12 protein-coding genes are annotated in these 14,739 nt (G+C 68.6%); 3 read left to right on the top strand and 9 right to left on the bottom strand.

Annotated features, from left to right (window positions below; genetic code table 11):
• Positions 1-26: 26 nt before the first annotated feature.
• Both dop and arc read right to left on the bottom strand, forming a co-directional pair.
• Positions 27-1,538, bottom strand: a complete 1,512-nt coding sequence (gene dop, locus ACFY7H_RS31515; RefSeq protein WP_388945246.1) for a depupylase/deamidase Dop — start codon at positions 1,536-1,538, stop codon at positions 27-29.
• Positions 1,539-1,809: 271 nt separating this feature from the next.
• Positions 1,810-3,576 carry a proteasome ATPase gene (arc, locus tag ACFY7H_RS31510; protein ID WP_388945243.1) on the bottom strand — a complete coding sequence of 589 codons (1,767 nt, stop codon included), beginning with the start codon at positions 3,574-3,576 and terminating at the stop codon, positions 1,810-1,812.
• A 264-nt stretch (positions 3,577-3,840) separates the two neighbouring features.
• Between arc and ACFY7H_RS31505 the strand changes: the two genes are divergently transcribed.
• Positions 3,841-4,161, top strand: a complete 321-nt coding sequence (locus ACFY7H_RS31505) for a ferredoxin (RefSeq protein WP_388945240.1) — start codon at positions 3,841-3,843, stop codon at positions 4,159-4,161.
• A 4-nt stretch (positions 4,162-4,165) separates the two neighbouring features.
• Here the strand turns inward: ACFY7H_RS31505 and ACFY7H_RS31500 are convergent, their stop codons facing one another.
• The 3 genes from ACFY7H_RS31500 to ACFY7H_RS31490 all read right to left on the bottom strand — a co-directional run bounded on the left by ACFY7H_RS31500 (position 4,166) and on the right by ACFY7H_RS31490 (position 7,010).
• On the bottom strand, positions 4,166-4,741 hold the full coding sequence (locus ACFY7H_RS31500; protein WP_388945239.1) for a hypothetical protein: 576 nt from the start codon (positions 4,739-4,741) through the stop codon (positions 4,166-4,168).
• A gap of 220 nt (positions 4,742-4,961) precedes the next feature.
• Positions 4,962-5,858, bottom strand: coding sequence for a tRNA (adenine-N1)-methyltransferase (locus tag ACFY7H_RS31495; RefSeq protein ID WP_007263187.1), 897 nt, complete (start codon positions 5,856-5,858; stop codon positions 4,962-4,964).
• An 18-nt stretch (positions 5,859-5,876) separates the two neighbouring features.
• A complete protein-coding gene (locus tag ACFY7H_RS31490; RefSeq protein WP_388945348.1) occupies positions 5,877-7,010 on the bottom strand; it encodes a site-2 protease family protein in 1,134 nt (377 codons plus the stop codon).
• A gap of 221 nt (positions 7,011-7,231) precedes the next feature.
• Here ACFY7H_RS31490 and ACFY7H_RS31485 point away from each other — a divergent pair, with 221 nt between their 5' ends.
• Both ACFY7H_RS31485 and ACFY7H_RS31480 read left to right on the top strand, forming a co-directional pair.
• On the top strand, positions 7,232-8,116 hold the full coding sequence (locus ACFY7H_RS31485) for a RecB family exonuclease (RefSeq protein WP_388945236.1): 885 nt from the start codon (positions 7,232-7,234) through the stop codon (positions 8,114-8,116).
• Positions 8,117-8,175: 59 nt separating this feature from the next.
• Positions 8,176-8,847, top strand: a complete 672-nt coding sequence (locus tag ACFY7H_RS31480; RefSeq protein WP_388945234.1) for a response regulator — start codon at positions 8,176-8,178, stop codon at positions 8,845-8,847.
• A 67-nt stretch (positions 8,848-8,914) separates the two neighbouring features.
• Here ACFY7H_RS31480 and ACFY7H_RS31475 read toward each other — a convergent pair whose 3' ends face one another.
• The 4 genes from ACFY7H_RS31475 to ACFY7H_RS31460 all read right to left on the bottom strand — a co-directional run.
• Positions 8,915-10,498, bottom strand: a complete 1,584-nt coding sequence (locus tag ACFY7H_RS31475) for an ABC transporter substrate-binding protein (RefSeq protein ID WP_388945231.1) — start codon at positions 10,496-10,498, stop codon at positions 8,915-8,917.
• Between the two features lie 70 nt (positions 10,499-10,568).
• On the bottom strand, positions 10,569-12,173 hold the full coding sequence (locus ACFY7H_RS31470) for an ABC transporter substrate-binding protein (RefSeq protein ID WP_388945228.1): 1,605 nt from the start codon (positions 12,171-12,173) through the stop codon (positions 10,569-10,571).
• A 481-nt stretch (positions 12,174-12,654) separates the two neighbouring features.
• Entirely contained in the window at positions 12,655-13,356 is a 702-nt protein-coding gene (locus ACFY7H_RS31465; RefSeq protein WP_388945226.1) for an HAD family hydrolase, read from the bottom strand.
• Between the two features lie 111 nt (positions 13,357-13,467).
• Positions 13,468-14,739: vitamin B12 dependent-methionine synthase activation domain-containing protein (locus ACFY7H_RS31460; RefSeq protein ID WP_388945223.1), on the bottom strand; the 1,272-nt coding region annotated here is incomplete at its 5' end.

The following is a 14,739-nucleotide window of genomic DNA, read 5'->3' as shown; positions in this document are numbered from 1 at the left end:
CCTCGGCGGAGGCCTTTCAGCCCCCTTCACTGCCCCGAAAGCACCCGGACCAGGTCCTCCGCCGTACGGCAGCGGTCCAGGAGCTCCTTGACGTGGTTCCGGGTCCCCCGCAGGGGTTCCAGGGTCGGGACCCGCTGGAGGGAGTCCCGGCCCGGGAGGTCGAAGATCACCGAGTCCCAGGAGGCCGCCGCGACGTCGTCCGCGTACTGCTCCAGGCATCGGCCCCGGAAGTAGGCCCGGGTGTCCTCGGGGGGCTTGCTCTCGGCCCGCTCGACGGCCGGCTCCTCCAGCAGCCGCTTCATCTTGCCGCGGGCCGCCAGGCGGTTGTACAGGCCCTTCTCGGGCCGTACGTCCGCGTACTGGAGGTCCACCAGGTGCAGCCGCGCCGCGTCCCAGCCGAGTCCGTCGCGCCTGCGGTAGCCCTCCAGGATCTCCCGCTTGGCGACCCAGTCCAGCTCCCCCGCCAGGCTCATCGGGTCGGTCTCCAGCCGGCCCAGTACGTCCTCCCAGCGGCCCAGGACGTCCTTGGTCTGCTCGTCGGCGTCCGTCCCGAACCGCTCGTCCACGTACTTCCTGGCCAGCTCGAAGTACTCCATCTGGAGCTGTACGGCGGTCAGGGTGCGCCCGCTGCGCAGTGTGATGAGGTGCTGGAGGTCCGGGTCGTGGGAGACCTGGTGGAGGGTGCGTACGGGCTGGTCCACGGCGAGGTCGACGTTGATGAAACCGTCTTCGATCATGGACAGGACCAGGGAGGTCGTGCCGAGCTTGAGGTAGGTGGAGATCTCGGAGAGGTTGGCGTCGCCGATGATCACGTGGAGGCGGCGGTACTTCTCGGCGTCCGAATGGGGCTCGTCGCGGGTGTTGATGATGGGGCGCTTGAGGGTGGTCTCGAGTCCGACTTCGACTTCGAAGTAGTCCGCGCGCTGGCTGATCTGGAAGCCGTGCTCGCGGCCGTCCTGGCCGATGCCGACGCGGCCGGCGCCGGTGACGACCTGGCGGGAGACGAAGAAGGGGGTGAGGTGGCGCACGATGTCCGAGAAGGGGGTTTCCCGCTTCATCAGGTAGTTCTCGTGCGTGCCGTAGGAGGCGCCCTTGTTGTCGGTGTTGTTCTTGTAGAGGTGGATGGGCTGGGCGCCGGGCAGCTGGGCGGCGCGCTCGGCGGCCTCGGCCATGATCCGCTCGCCGGCCTTGTCCCAGAGCACGGCGTCGAGGGGGTTGGTGACCTCGGGGGAGCTGTACTCGGGGTGTGCGTGGTCGACGTAGAGGCGTGCGCCGTTGGTCAGGATGACGTTGGCGAGGCCGATGTCCTCGTCGGTGAGCTGGCTGCTGTCGGCGGCCTCGCGGGCGAGGTCGAAGCCGCGGGCGTCCCGCAGCGGATTCTCCTCCTCGAAGTCCCAGCGGGCGCGTCGCGCCCGGTGCATCGCCGCCGCGTAGGCGTTGACGATCTGGGACGAGGTGAGCATGGCATTGGCGTTCGGGTGTCCCGGAACGGAGATCCCGTACTCCGTTTCGATCCCCATTACTCGCCGTACGGTCATGCGGCCCTCCTTGCCCGGCGGCGCTCCCGTTCGGGGCGGCGCTCAAGTACCGCTGGTGCTCCGGTGCGTCGTGTGCGGTGCCCGTCCCCGCACTGCGCGACCGGCGGTACGGAAGAGCCTAGAACCACTCCGCGCTGCTGGGGAGATCATTTCAGTCATTGACTTCGCCTTGTCACCGGCTGAAAAGGGCGGCGGTAAGGCTTGCGGTATTACGGGATGTAAAGCAGTCGGCCGCGGGTGCCGGTGAGGCTCCCGCGGCCGCCTCGCTTCGTCAGAGGTACTGACCTGTGTTCGCCACCGTGTCGATGGAACGTCCGGTGTCCGCGCCCTGCTTTCCGGTGACGAGCGTGCGGATGAATACGATCCGTTCGCCCTTCTTTCCGGAGATGCGGGCCCAGTCGTCGGGGTTGGTGGTGTTGGGCAGGTCCTCGTTCTCCTTGAACTCGTCCACGCAGGCCTGGAGGAGGTGGGAGACGCGGAGGCCCTTCTGGTTGTGTTCGAGGAAGGCCTTGATGGCCATCTTCTTGGCCCGGTCCACGATGTTCTGGATCATGGCGCCGGAGTTGAAGTCCTTGAAGTAGAGGACTTCCTTGTCGCCGTTGGCGTACGTGACCTCGAGGAAGCGGTTCTCCTCGGTTTCGGCGTACATCTGCTCGACGACGGTCTGGATCATGCTGTGGACGGCCGCTTCGGGCGAGCCCGAGTGTTCGCCGAGGTCGTCCGTGTGGAGCGGGAGCGAGGCCTTGAGGTACTTGGCGAAGATGTCCTTCGCCGCCTCGGCGTCCGGGCGCTCGATCTTGATCTTCACGTCGAGTCGTCCGGGCCGCAGGATGGCCGGGTCGATCATGTCCTCGCGGTTGGAGGCGCCGATGACGATGACGTTCTCCAGGCCTTCCACGCCGTCGATCTCGGCGAGCAGCTGGGGGACGATGGTGTTCTCCACGTCCGAGCTGACTCCGGATCCGCGGGTGCGGAAGAGGGATTCCATCTCGTCGAAGAAGACGATGACGGGGGTGCCCTCGCTGGCCTTCTCCCGGGCGCGCTGGAAGACGAGGCGGATGTGCCGTTCGGTCTCGCCGACGTACTTGTTGAGGAGCTCGGGGCCCTTGATGTTCAGGAAGTACGACTTGCCGGCTGCCTGTCCGGTCACTTCGGCGACCTTCTTGGCAAGGGAGTTGGCGACGGCCTTGGCGATGAGCGTCTTGCCGCAACCGGGCGGGCCGTAGAGCAGGATGCCCTTCGGGGGCCGCAGTTCGTGTTCCTTGAACAGGTCGGGGTAGAGGTAGGGGAGCTCGACGGCGTCGCGGATCAGCTCGATCTGGTCGCCCAGGCCGCCGATCTTCTCGTAGTCGATGTCCGGGACCTCTTCGAGGACCAGGTCCTCGACCTCGCTCTTGGGGACGACCTCGTAGACGTAGCCGGAGCGGGGTTCGAGCAGGAGGGCGTCGCCGGGGCGGATGGTGATGTCCAGGAGCGGCTCGGCGAGCCTCACCACCCTTTCCTCGTCGGTGTGCCCGACCACCAGGGCGCGCTCGCCGTCCTCGAGGATCTCCTTGAGGGTGACGATGTCCCCGGCCCGCTCGAACTGCATGGCCTCGACCACGTTGAGCGCTTCGTTGAGCATGACCTCCTGGCCGCGCCGGAGGTCTTCCGGGTCGACGCTGGGGCTCACGTTCACGCGGAGCTTGCGCCCGCCGGTGAAGATGTCGACGGTGCCGTCCTCGTTCGCCTGGAGGAAGACACCGAAGCCGGCCGGCGGCTGGGCGAGCCGGTCGACTTCTTCCTTGAGGGCCACGATCTGGTCGCGGGCCTCACGGAGGGTATTGGCCAGTCGTTCGTTCTGCGCGGAGACGCCTGCCAGATTGGTCTGGAGCTCGACGATCCGCTCTTCGAGAATCCTCGTGTGCCGCGGAGAGTCGGCGAGCTTGCGTCGCAGGACGGCGATTTCCTGCTCGAGATAGGCAACCTGGCCAGCGGGGTCCTCAGACCCTCGCCCGGGCCGGATGCCGCGGTTGATGTCGTCGTCGTGGGCTGCCACGGTCCTCACCTCCTCCAAGGGGAGCTGGACGCTTCCTGACCCTACCTGGGCTGGTGGTGATTGAAACCCCTAGATCACAAAGACGGTAGAGGTGTGTCCGATCTTCACCCTTGCGTACTCCCTCACGCCAGGGAAATACCCACCCTTCAACATCGGAAAGCAGCCGGTTGTAAGGTCGAAGCGTTCAACACCCGTCCGGGGTCGTGCGACTTGCCGCGAGTTCCGGCCGGGGCGGATCACTCAGAGCAGGAAACGGCAGGAGATATGACCGTGCAGCAGGAGGCCCCGACGGGTGGTTCCGAGGGGGCCGGGGAGCCGCTGGAGGTCTGGATCGACCAGGACCTGTGCACCGGGGACGGCATCTGCGTGCAGTACGCCCCGGAGGTGTTCGAGCTGGACATCGACGGTTTGGCGTATGTGAAGAGCGCCGATGACGAGCTGCTCCAGGAGGTGGGGGCGAGCACTCCGGTTCCTTTGGTGCTGCTGCGGGACGTGGTCGATTCGGCGAAGGAATGTCCGGGCGACTGCATCCACGTGAGGCGCGTTTCGGATGGTGTGGAGGTGTACGGCCCGGACGCCGAGTGACGGTTCAAACGCGTTCCGCGGTCGGATCCGTCAGCTCCTGGCGGAATTTCCCGCCGGTCCAGCGCCACTTGGTGAGCTGGTCGAGGTCGGGGCTGTAGCGGGGTACGGACGGTGACGAGTAGCCGAGGAGCCGTGCCGTGATCGAGCCGTCGCGGACAGTGAGGCCGGTGGCGGTGCGGCGGCGTTCGGCGTCGAGGAGGGTGGCGACGACGCGGGGGGCGGAGCCCTTCTCCGGGTCCTGGGCCAGTACGTAGATCGCGTGCGGCGGGGTGCCGGAGCCGGCGTCGCAGCGGACGGCGGCCACGGTCTCGGGCCGGCCGTCGCCGTCGAGGTCGCCCTGGGCGGTTTCGGTGACGGTGTGCGGGGCGCCCTTGCAGTCCAGGGGGTACGTGACCGCGTGCGCGTCGGGGGCGGTTGGCCGGGGGTCGTTCCCGGGTCCGGCCGCGGGGGTGGCTCCGGTGGCGCGGCCGGGCTGGAGGAGGCCGGCGCCGGCTATGACGGCGGCGAGGGCGGTGGCCGTGGCGAGCCAGTGGGCGGGCCTGGTGCGACGGTGCGCCAGGTCGGTGGGGCTGTGCAGCACGCCGGGTGTCTCCTGTGCGAAGGGTGACGGGGAGCCAGCATCGTGCCATACCTCACACGGGGGTGGAGCGGCCGGGTCCGCACCGGTTCGCGGCGGCTGCCCGCCGGCGGGGGCGTGGTGTCGTCGGGTCCGCACAACGAAGAAGCGCTGTGGCGCAGTTCCCGGTCGGTGCGGGGAACTGCGCCACAGCGCTTTCGTGTTGGTGGGGCGACGACAGGGCCTAGGCGGAGCGGTCGCTGCCGGGGCCTTCGTAGTCCTCGCCGTAGGCGCCCTTGGAGGGGCGGCGGCGGCGCATGGGGGGCTCGACGCCGTCGGCGAGGCGGCGGGCGGTGACGAGGAAGCCGGTGTGGCCGATCATCCGGTGGTCGGGACGGACGGCGAGGCCTTCGACGTGCCAGTTGCGGATCATCGATTCCCAGGGCTGCGGTTCGGCGTAGCAGCCGAACTCGCGGATGGACTCGACGGTGCGCGAGAGCTGCGTGGTGGTGGCCACGTAGCAGCAGAGGATGCCGCCGGGGACGAGGGCCTTGGAGACGGCCTCGAGGCACTCCCAGGGGGCGAGCATGTCGAGGATGACACGGTCGACGTCGGTGTCGGACAGGTTGTCCTGGAGGTCTCCGACGGTGAGCTGCCACGCGGGGTGGGGGCCGCCGAAGTAGCGCTCGACGTTGGCCGTGGCGATCTCGGCGAAGTCCGCGCGGCGCTCGTAGCTGTGGAGCATGCCCTGGTCGCCGATGGCGCGCAGCAGGAAGCTGCTGAGGGAGCCGGAGCCGACTCCCGCTTCCACGACGCGGGCGCCGGGGAAGATGTCGGCGAAGGCCAGGATCTGGCCCGCGTCCTTGGGGTAGACCACGGCGGCACCGCGGGGCATGGACAGGACATAGTCGGGGAGCAGGGGGCGCAGCGCGAGGTACGCGACGTTCCCCGTGGTACGGACAACACTGCCCTCGGGAGCACCGATCAGCTCGTCGTGGGGGAAGGAACCCTTGTGGGTGTGGAAATTCTTCCCGGCTTCGAGCGTGAACGTGTAGTGGCGGCCCTTGGGGTCGGTGAGCTGAACCTGGTCCCCGACCTCGAAGGGCCCGCGTCGGCGGGCGGCACCGGTCGGTTCGGACATGTGACCAGTGTATTGGCTTCAGGACTGGGGCCGCGCCATGGCCTTCACGAAGGCCTTTTCGACGTCGAGGGTGGAGAGGACGCCGTAGATCTCGCCGGTGGGTTCGAGGACGAGGTATTCGGTGGCGGGGGTGGTGCGGAGGTGGTCGAGGAGTGCTTCGCCGGTGAGCTCGGCGGAAACCTTCATGCCGTCGGTGAGGTCCTGGGCGAGGGTGCTGACGGCGACCCAGGGGCGGCGGTGTTCGGGGACGGAGGCGATGGCGCTCTCGCGGACGATGGCGGTGGGGTCGCCCTGGCCGTCGACGACGACGAGGGCTCGGGCTCCGGCTTCGTTGGCGCGGCGGAGGGCTTCGGAGAGGGGGGTGGCGGTCTGGACGGGGATGGCGCGGCGGGTGAGGGTGCGGGCGCGGAGCTCGGGGAGGTGTTCGCGCAGGCGTGCCATGCGCAGGCTGTTGCCCGCGCCGGTCCAGATGATGGCGGCGAGGATCGCGGCGAGGAGGGCGTCCATGACGGTGTCCATGCCGCCGATGTCGCGGCTGGGGTTGCCGAGGGTGCCGGTCTGGGTGAGGAGGGGCAGTCCGATGAGGACGGCGACGGCGAGGGCGCGGCCGACCCAGGCGGCGGCGATGGTGCCGGTCATGGGTTTGCCGGTGATGCCCCAGATGACGGCGCGGAGCATGCGGCCGCCGTCGAGGGGGAGGCCGGGCAGGAGGTTGAAGGCGGCGACGAGCAGGTTGGAGATCATGAGGCCGGCGAGGAGTACGCCTGGGACGGTGGCGGGGTGGACGGCCTTCATGCCGAGGTAGAAGGCTCCGGCGAGGGCGAGGGAGAGGAGGGGGCCGACGAAGGCGAGGACGAATTCGCGGCCGGGGGTCTCGGATTCCTTTTCGATCTCGGAGACTCCGCCGAAGAACTGGAGCTGGATGCGGCGCACGGGGAGCTTGAAGCGGAGTGCGGCGATGGTGTGTGCCAGTTCGTGGACGAGGACGGAGGCGTAGAAGGCGACGGCGAAGAAGAGGGAGACGAGGTAGCGGACGGGGCCGAGGTGGGGCAGGACCCGGTCGAGCTGGTCTCCGAAGACCCAGGTGATGAGTGCGGCGACGAGGAACCAGCTGGGCGAGACGTAGACGGGCACGCCGAAGGGGCGGCCCATGAGGATGCCGCCGCCCGGGTCGGAGCGCTTGGCCTTGCGCTCGCCGGTTTCGTCGGTGTCTGCCACGGTTTTCCTTCGTTCGTGCGGTGCTTCGGTGTGGTCCGTGTCGCGTCGGTGGCGCGGGGGTCGTTGCGCGGTGTGATGCTCCGATCATGCAGGGCGAGGGGCCTGTAGTCGATGGTATGCGTGTGCTGTCCGTTCCGGGTCGTAGGGTTTTACGCATGACGACGACCCCCGGTGCCGGTTCCGCTGATGATTCTTCGGGTGCTTCCCGGCCGACCGCGCTGTCCCCTTCGCGGGCCGGTGACTTCATGCAGTGCCCGTTGCTGTACCGGTTCCGGGTGATCGACCGGCTTCCGGAGAAGCCGAGTGCGGCGGCGACGCGGGGGACGCTGGTGCACGCGGTGCTGGAGCGGCTCTTCGATCATCCGGCGCACGAGCGGACGGTGCCGAGGGCGAAGGCGTTGGTGCCGGGGCAGTGGGAGCGGCTGCTTGAGGCGAAGCCGGAGCTGGCGGAGCTGTTCCCGGAGGGGGACGAGGGGGCGGGGCTGGCGCGCTGGCTGTCGGAGGCGGAGGCGCTCGTGGAGCGCTGGTTCACGCTGGAGGATCCGACGCGGCTGGAGCCGGTGGAGCGGGAGTTCTTCGTGGAGACGGAGCTGGAGTCGGGGCTGCGGCTGCGCGGGATCATCGACCGGGTGGACGTGGCGGCGACGGGTGAGGTGCGGATCGTCGACTACAAGACGGGCAAGGCGCCGCGGCCGGAGTACGCGGAGGGCGCGCTGTTCCAGATGAAGTTCTACGCGCTGGTGGTGTGGCGGCTGCGGCAGGTGGTGCCGAGGCGGTTGCAGCTGGTGTACCTGGGCAGTGGGGACGTGCTGACGTACGACCCGGTGGTGGCGGATCTGGAGCGGGTGGAGCGGAAGCTGCACGCGCTGTGGGAGGCGATCCGGGAGGCGACGGAGACGGGTGAGTGGCGGCCGCGGCCGACGAAGCTGTGCGGGTGGTGTGATCACCGGGCGGTGTGTCCGGAGTTCGGGGGTACTCCCCCGGTGTATCCGCTGGTCGTCTCTCCGAGGAGCGGGGCGGATCGCCCGGCCGGTGGCTGATCGGCCGGTCAGGGCAGAATGGGCGGGTCCGCCGTTGACCGACGAATTCGAGGTACCCCGTGGCGATCCGCGTCCTGCTGGTCGATGACCAGCCACTGCTGCGCACCGGCTTCCGGATGATCCTGGAGGCGGAGCAGGATCTGGTGGTGGTGGGTGAGGCCGGGGACGGTCTGCAGGCGCTGGAGCAGGTGCGGGCGCTGCAGCCGGACGTGGTGCTGATGGACATCCGGATGCCGCGGATGGACGGGGTGGAGGCGACGCGGCAGATCACGGGTCCGGAGCGGAACGGGCCGGCGAAGGTGCTGGTGCTGACCACGTTCGATCTGGACGAGTACGTGGTGGAGGCGTTGCGGGCGGGGGCGAGCGGGTTCCTGCTGAAGGATGCTCCGGCGGTCGAGCTGGTGCAGGCGATCCGGGTGGTGGCCGCCGGGGAGGCGATGCTCGCGCCGAGCATCACGCGGCGGCTGCTGGACAAGTACGCGGGGCATCTGCCGTCGGGTGAGGAGAGCCTGCCGGACATGCTGGGGACGTTGACCGAGCGTGAGGTCGAGGTGCTGAAGCTGGTGGCCCGGGGGCTGTCGAACGCGGAGATCGCGGCGGATCTGTTCGTGAGTGAGACGACGGTGAAGACGCACGTGGGGCACGTTCTGACGAAGCTGGGTCTGCGGGACCGGGTGCAGGCGGCGGTGTACGCGTACGAGAGCGGTCTGGTCCGTCCGGGCGCGCAGTAGCGGGCCGGGACGCGCCTCCGCCCCGGTGCCCTTCTCGGGTGCCGGGGCGGAGGTGTGTCCGGGGGTGTCAGCCCTTGCTGATCTCCCAGAAGCGGAAGACCGTGGAGGCGTCCAGGGACCACTGGAGGCCGGTGACGTTCTGGCGGGCGACGGCGTACTGCTTGCCCTGCCAGAGCGGGAGGAGCGGGAGCTCGTCGGCGACGATGTCCTGGAGGCGGGTGTAGTCGGTGTTGGCCGCGGTGCGGTCGGACTTGGTGGAGGTCGCCGGGATGATGTTCCCGCTGATCTCCTTGTTGTCGTAGTTGTTGTGCAGGACGTTGTCCGGGCCGAAGAACGGCTGGGTGAAGTTGTCGGCGTCCGGGTAGTCGGGGACCCAGCCCTTGACGTAGATGCCGTACTTGCCGGCCTGGATGTCCTTCTCGTACTGCTCGAACTCGACGGACTTGACGTCGGCGTCGAAGAGGCCGCTCTCGTTGAGCTGCTTGGCGATGACCTGGAACTGGTGGTCGGTGGAGGGGCCGTAGCGGGCCGGGGTGGACCACAGGGTCAGCTTGATCTTGCCGGTGATGTTGGCGGCCTTGAGGACGGCCTTGGCCTTCTCCACCTGCGGGGTGCCGCCGTAGCGGTCGAAGTAGGGGGTGGTGTGTCCGGCGATGCCGGCCGGGACGATCGAGTAGAGCGGGGCGGCGGTGCCGGCGTACACGTCCTTGACGAGCGCTTCGCGGTCGATGAGGTAGGCGATCGCCTTGCGGACGGGGAGCTTGCCGACGACGGGGTCGCTGACGTTGAAGACCAGGTGCTGGACTTCGGCGCCGGTGCCCTGGACGACGTCGACCTTGTTGTCGCCGGTCTTGGTGGCGGCGAGGCCGGCGATGTCCTTGGCGGCGAGGCCGCGGAAGGCGAAGTCGACGTCGCCGCTGTCGAGGACGGTCTTGAGACCGGCCTGGTCGCCGTTGAAGAACTTCAGGGTGACGCCGGTGTTCTTGGCCTTGGCCTTGCCGCTGTATGAGTCGTTGACGGAGAAGTTGGCGCTCTTGTCACTGAAGGCGTCCAGCTTGTAGACGCCTGAGCCGATCGCCTTGTTGTCGCCGCGGAGCTTGTCGGCCGGGTATTCGCGGTGGTCGACGATGGCGCCCGCACCCGATGCGATCTTGCTGGGGAAGGTCGCGTCGGACGACTTCAGCTTGAAGACGACGGTCTTCTCGTCGGGGGTGTCGATGCTCGAGATCGACGAGAGCATGACGGCGGGGCCGTTCACGTCGTTGATCTTCAGCGTACGCTCGAAGGAGAACTTGACGTCCTTGGAGGTCAGGCTGTTGCCGTTGCTGAACTTCAGGCCGCTGCGCAGGGTGCACTTGTACACCTTGCTGTCACCCCCCTCGAAGTTGCAGGCCTGGGCGGCGTCGGGCTCGGGGGTGGTGCCGCCCTTGGGGAACGTCAGCAGGGACTGGAAGACGTTGTTGAAGAGCAGCCAGGAGCCCGGGTCGTAGCCCGACGCGGGGTCGGTGGACTTCACCTTGTCGGATATGCCCATGACCACGCCCTTGCCGTTGCCGGCGGCGGAGCCGTCCTGCGAACCGCAACCGCTGAGCAGCGCTGCGGCAGTGGCCGCGCCGAGCGGGGCTGCCAACCACTGGTTACGTGTCTTCACGCGAATGTCCTTCACAGTCTTGTCTGGTCGTTGCGCCGGCCTGCGACGTGCGCCGCCGGTTGTTCTGGTCTCAGCCGCTGACACCCCGGCCGAGTTCCCACAGCTGGAGGTCGGAGATGGCGTTGACCGACCATTCCACTCCGGTGATCCCGTCGCGTGCGGCGACGTACTGCTTGCCCTGCCACAGGGGCAGGACGGGTACGTCGTCGGCGACGATGTCCTGCATCTCCGTGATCGCGGGCACGGCGACGTTGCGGTCGGCCGCGCGGCGGGATTCGGGGATGAGCCTGGTGCGCACCGCGGTGTTGGCGTACGGCGTGCCCAGGAAGTTGTCCTGCTCCAGGAACGGGGCGAGGAAGTTGTCGGGGTCCGGGTAGTCGGGGAACCAGCCGAGCCCGTAGGCGGCGTAGTCGCCCTTCTTCTGGGCGGGGCGGAAGGTGCCCCACTCGTTGCCCTGGACGGTGATGTCGAAGAGCTGGGTGGAGTTCAGCTGGGTCTTGAGGGCCTCGAACTCGGCGGCGGTGCCGTCGCCGTAGTGGTCCGTGGTGTAGTTCAGGGTCAGTTTGACGGGGGTCTTGACCCCGGCGGTCTTGAGGAGCTCGGCGGCCTTGGCGGTGTTGGCCTCGCCGTACTTGTTGAAGAACGAGTTGACGTGGCCGGGCACGGCGGTGGGGACGAGCGAGTACAGGGGCTGCGCGGACTTCCCGTAGACCTTGGCGATCAGGTTGTTGCGGTCGACGGCGGCGGCGAGGGCCTGGCGCACGGCCTTGTTGTTGACGGTCGGGGCGTCGGTGTTGAAGCCGATGTAGCGGATCTCGAGGCCGGGCATCGGGGTGAGTTTGACGCCCTTGGGGGGCGTCTTCGCGAACTCGGTGATCTGGGCGGGCGACAGGGTGCGGGAGACCACGTGGATCTTTCCGTCGGTGAGTGCCTTGCCCATGGTGGCGGAGTCGGCGAAGGTGCGCAGTTCGACCTTGTCGTTGTGGAGCTTGATGTCGCCCTTGTAGTGGGGGTTCTTGGTGAAGACGGCGCGGACGAGGCGGTTGTCCTTGACCTCGGCCTTCATCGTGTAGGGGCCGGAGCCGTCGACGGCGAAGCCGGGGCGGAGCTTCTTGGCCTCGTAGTTCTTCTCGCTGATGATGCCGGCGGCGGGCGTGGCGAGCTTGTACGGGAAGGTCGCGTCGGCGGTCTTCAGGTGGAAGACGACGGTGTCGGTGCCCTTGGCCTCGACGGTGTCGAGGGTGGAGAGCAGGGAGGAGGGGCCGTTCTCGTCCTTGATCGCGAGGACGCGGTCGATGGAGAACTTGACGTCCTTGGCGGTGATCGGGTCGCCGCTGGCGAACTTCAGGCCGGGCCGCAGGGTGCAGCGGTAGCTCTCGTTGCCGGTGTCGGTGAAGCGGCAGTCGGAGGCGGCTTCGGGGACGGGCTGGCCGCCGCCGCGGGGGGTGCGCACCAGCGTCTGGACGGTCTGGCGCAGGATGTTCCAGGCGCCGGCGTCGTAGGCGTAGGCGGGGTCTATGGGGGCGGGGGCGTAGTCGGCTGCCTCGAACCGGTCGGTGGTACCGACGACGATCGCTCCGGACGCTGCTCCTCCGCCGCTCGCGCTGCCGCATGCGGACAGCGCAGGGGTGAGCAGGCCGATCGCGGCCGTCAGCACCATGGTCTTGCGGTTCATGCTGGAAGTACTCCCTCACCCGGCACTTGCTCAAAGCGGCGTAGAGGGCACTTCGCGGCGGTCGCCCGTTCAGGGCGGAACGATCGGGCCGGTGTTTGACGATCGGTCCACGCGGTAGCGGCGCAGGGGTGTGCGTCCGGTACGGCAAGGGTGCGTGCGGAGTGCCCGCGTTGACATTAGTGGGCTGGGGCGGGATGGCTGGAACTGGCAGGAGTTGGGGTGTAATCGCACGGTGATGGGTGCGGACTTACCGCTTATGCCGGAGTCCTCGCAGATGCGGGCAGGAGATGATCAATCCGGACACAAAGGAAGCCCCTGGAGCCGGTGACGGGGCTCGGCAGGGGCGTCCCGGGTGACCAAGCTCACCCGACGGATCCTTGTCGGATGGGGGTGGAATTTCGGCCTCCGGGGTTAGGGGCGGAAGATCCTCTCGTCGGACCTGGGCGCCACCGTCGTTCCGTTCGGCACGGAGCGTGCGTGCTCAGTTCATGGGAGTGATGAGGGAACGCAGGAACGGCAGGTTCACGTCCTCCAGCGAACGCACGACGGTGCGGCCGGGGGCGGGCTCGATGCCGCCGACGGAGGGAACGGCCACCACCCGGCAGCCGGCGGCCTCGGCCGCGGCGATCCCGGTGGCGGTGTCCTCGATCACGGCGCAGCGCGAGGGGTGCGCGCCGAGGCCGCCGGCGGCGATCAGGTACGGGTCCGGGTGGGGCTTGGTACGGGGGACCTCGTCCCCGGCGACCGTCAGCGTGAAGCGGTCGCGGCCGAGGGTGAGCAGGACCTGGTCGATGACGCGGCGGTGCGAGGCGGAGACCAGGGCGGTGGGGACGTTGTGCCGGGCCAGCTCACTCAGGAGGCGTTCGGCGCCGGGCATCAGGGGGACCCGGTCGGCGATGCGGGCCTCGAACCGCTCGTTGAGCAGGACGCTCAGCTCGGCGAGGCCGATGTCGGCTCCCGTCCTCTCGATGAGGAACGAGGCGCTGCGGCTCATGGGGCCGCCGACGACCACGTCCCGCCAGGACGCTTCCAGGCGGTGGCCCAGCTCGTGGAAGATCTGTTCCTCGACCTCCCACCAGAACCCCTCGGTGTCGACGAGGGTGCCGTCCATGTCCAGCAGCACCGCCTGCAGTGCGTGCCCGTCGGCCGTGCGGGTGACGGGTGCGGGAATGGTGCTGGTCATGCGTACACCTCTCTGGGGACGACAAGGCCGGCCACCTCGACCCGCGGGAGCGTCTCCCCCGGGAACAGGTGACCGGCCTGTATGGGACCGACCAGTGTACGCCGGTCTGTGTCAGCGTGCGTTGAAATACTTCGCTTCGGGGTGGTGAATCACCAGGGCGTCGGTGGACTGCTCGGGGTGCAGCTGGAACTCCTCCGAGAGGTGGACGCCGATCCGCTCCGGCTGGAGGAGGTCGGCGATCTTCGCGCGGTCCTCCAGGTCGGGGCAGGCCCCGTAGCCGAGGGAGAAGCGCGCCCCCCGGTACTTGAGGTCGAACATGTCCTCGACCTTCTCGGGGTCCTCGCCGCCGAAGCCGAGCTCGGCGCGGACGCGGGCGTGCCAGTACTCGGCCAGGGCTTCGGCGAGCTGGACGGACAGGCCGTGCAGCTCCAGGTACTCGCGGTAGGAGTCGGACTCGAAGAGCCTGGCGGTGGCCTCGCCGATCCTCGACCCGACGGTGACGACCTGGAGGCCGATGACGTCGGTCTCGCCGGACTCCTCGGGGCGGAAGAAGTCGGCGAGGCACAGGCGGCGGCCGCGGCGCTGGCGCGGGAAGGTGAAGCGGGTCCGCTCGTTGCCCTGCTCGTCGAGGATGATCAGGTCGTCGCCCTTGGAGACGCAGGGGAAGTAGCCGTAGACCACGGCCGCCTCGAGCAGGTTCTCGGTGTGCAGCTTCTCCAGCAGGCCGCGCAGGCGCGGTCGGCCCTCGCTCTCGACCAGTTCCTCGTAGGTGGCCCCGCCGGCGCGGGCCTGCTTGAGGCCCCACTGGCCCTTGAACAGGGCGCCCTCGTCCAGCCAGGAGGCGTAGTCCTTGAGCGGGATGCCCTTGATGACGCGGGTCCCCCAGAAGGGCGGGGTGGGGACGGGGTTGTCGATGGCCACGTCGGAGCGGCCGCCGGTCTCCTCCGGCTCCTCCACCTGGAGGGCGGGGGTGTCCCGCTTGGCGACGCGGCGCTGCTTGAGCTCGGGCAGGGTCGCGCCGGGAACGCCGCGCTTGACCGCGATGAGGGCGTCCATCAGGCGCAGGCCTTCGAAGGCGTCGCGGGCGTAGCGGACTTCGCCTTCGTAGATTTCGTGGAGGTCTTGTTCGACGTAGGCGCGGGTGAGGGCGGCGCCGCCGAGGATGACGGGGTAGTCGGCCGCCAGCTTGCGCTGGTTGAGTTCCTCCAGGTTCTCCTTCATGATCACGGTGGATTTCACGAGGAGACCGGACATGCCGATCACGTCGGCCTTGTGTTCCTGCGCCGCTTCCAGGATCGCGGAGACGGGCTGCTTGATGCCGATGTTGACGACGTTGTAGCCGTTGTTGGTCAAGATGATGTCGACCAGGTTCTTGCCGATGTC

The sequence above is a fragment of the Streptomyces sp. NPDC012794 genome, from assembly GCF_042901085.1.
Taxonomy (GTDB): domain Bacteria; phylum Actinomycetota; class Actinomycetes; order Streptomycetales; family Streptomycetaceae; genus Streptomyces.
Note: the sequence above shows the minus strand (reverse complement) of the source record. Positions and strands in the feature narration are given on the sequence as shown.

Bases quoted from the DNA above. Each gene is read 5' to 3' on its own strand.
- dop (WP_388945246.1), bottom strand. From the start codon at position 1,538: ATGACCGTACGGCGAGTAATGGGGATCGAAACGGAGTACGGGATCTCC.
- ACFY7H_RS31490 (WP_388945348.1), bottom strand. From the start codon at position 7,010: ATGGGCCGCCCCTTCGGCGTGCCCGTCTACGTCTCGCCCAGCTGGTTC.
- ACFY7H_RS31465 (WP_388945226.1), bottom strand. From the start codon at position 13,356: ATGACCAGCACCATTCCCGCACCCGTCACCCGCACGGCCGACGGGCAC.
- ACFY7H_RS31505 (WP_388945240.1), top strand. From the start codon at position 3,841: ATGACCGTGCAGCAGGAGGCCCCGACGGGTGGTTCCGAGGGGGCCGGG.
- ACFY7H_RS31495 (WP_007263187.1), bottom strand. From the start codon at position 5,858: ATGTCCGAACCGACCGGTGCCGCCCGCCGACGCGGGCCCTTCGAGGTC.
- ACFY7H_RS31470 (WP_388945228.1), bottom strand. From the start codon at position 12,173: ATGAACCGCAAGACCATGGTGCTGACGGCCGCGATCGGCCTGCTCACC.
- ACFY7H_RS31485 (WP_388945236.1), top strand. From the start codon at position 7,232: ATGACGACGACCCCCGGTGCCGGTTCCGCTGATGATTCTTCGGGTGCT.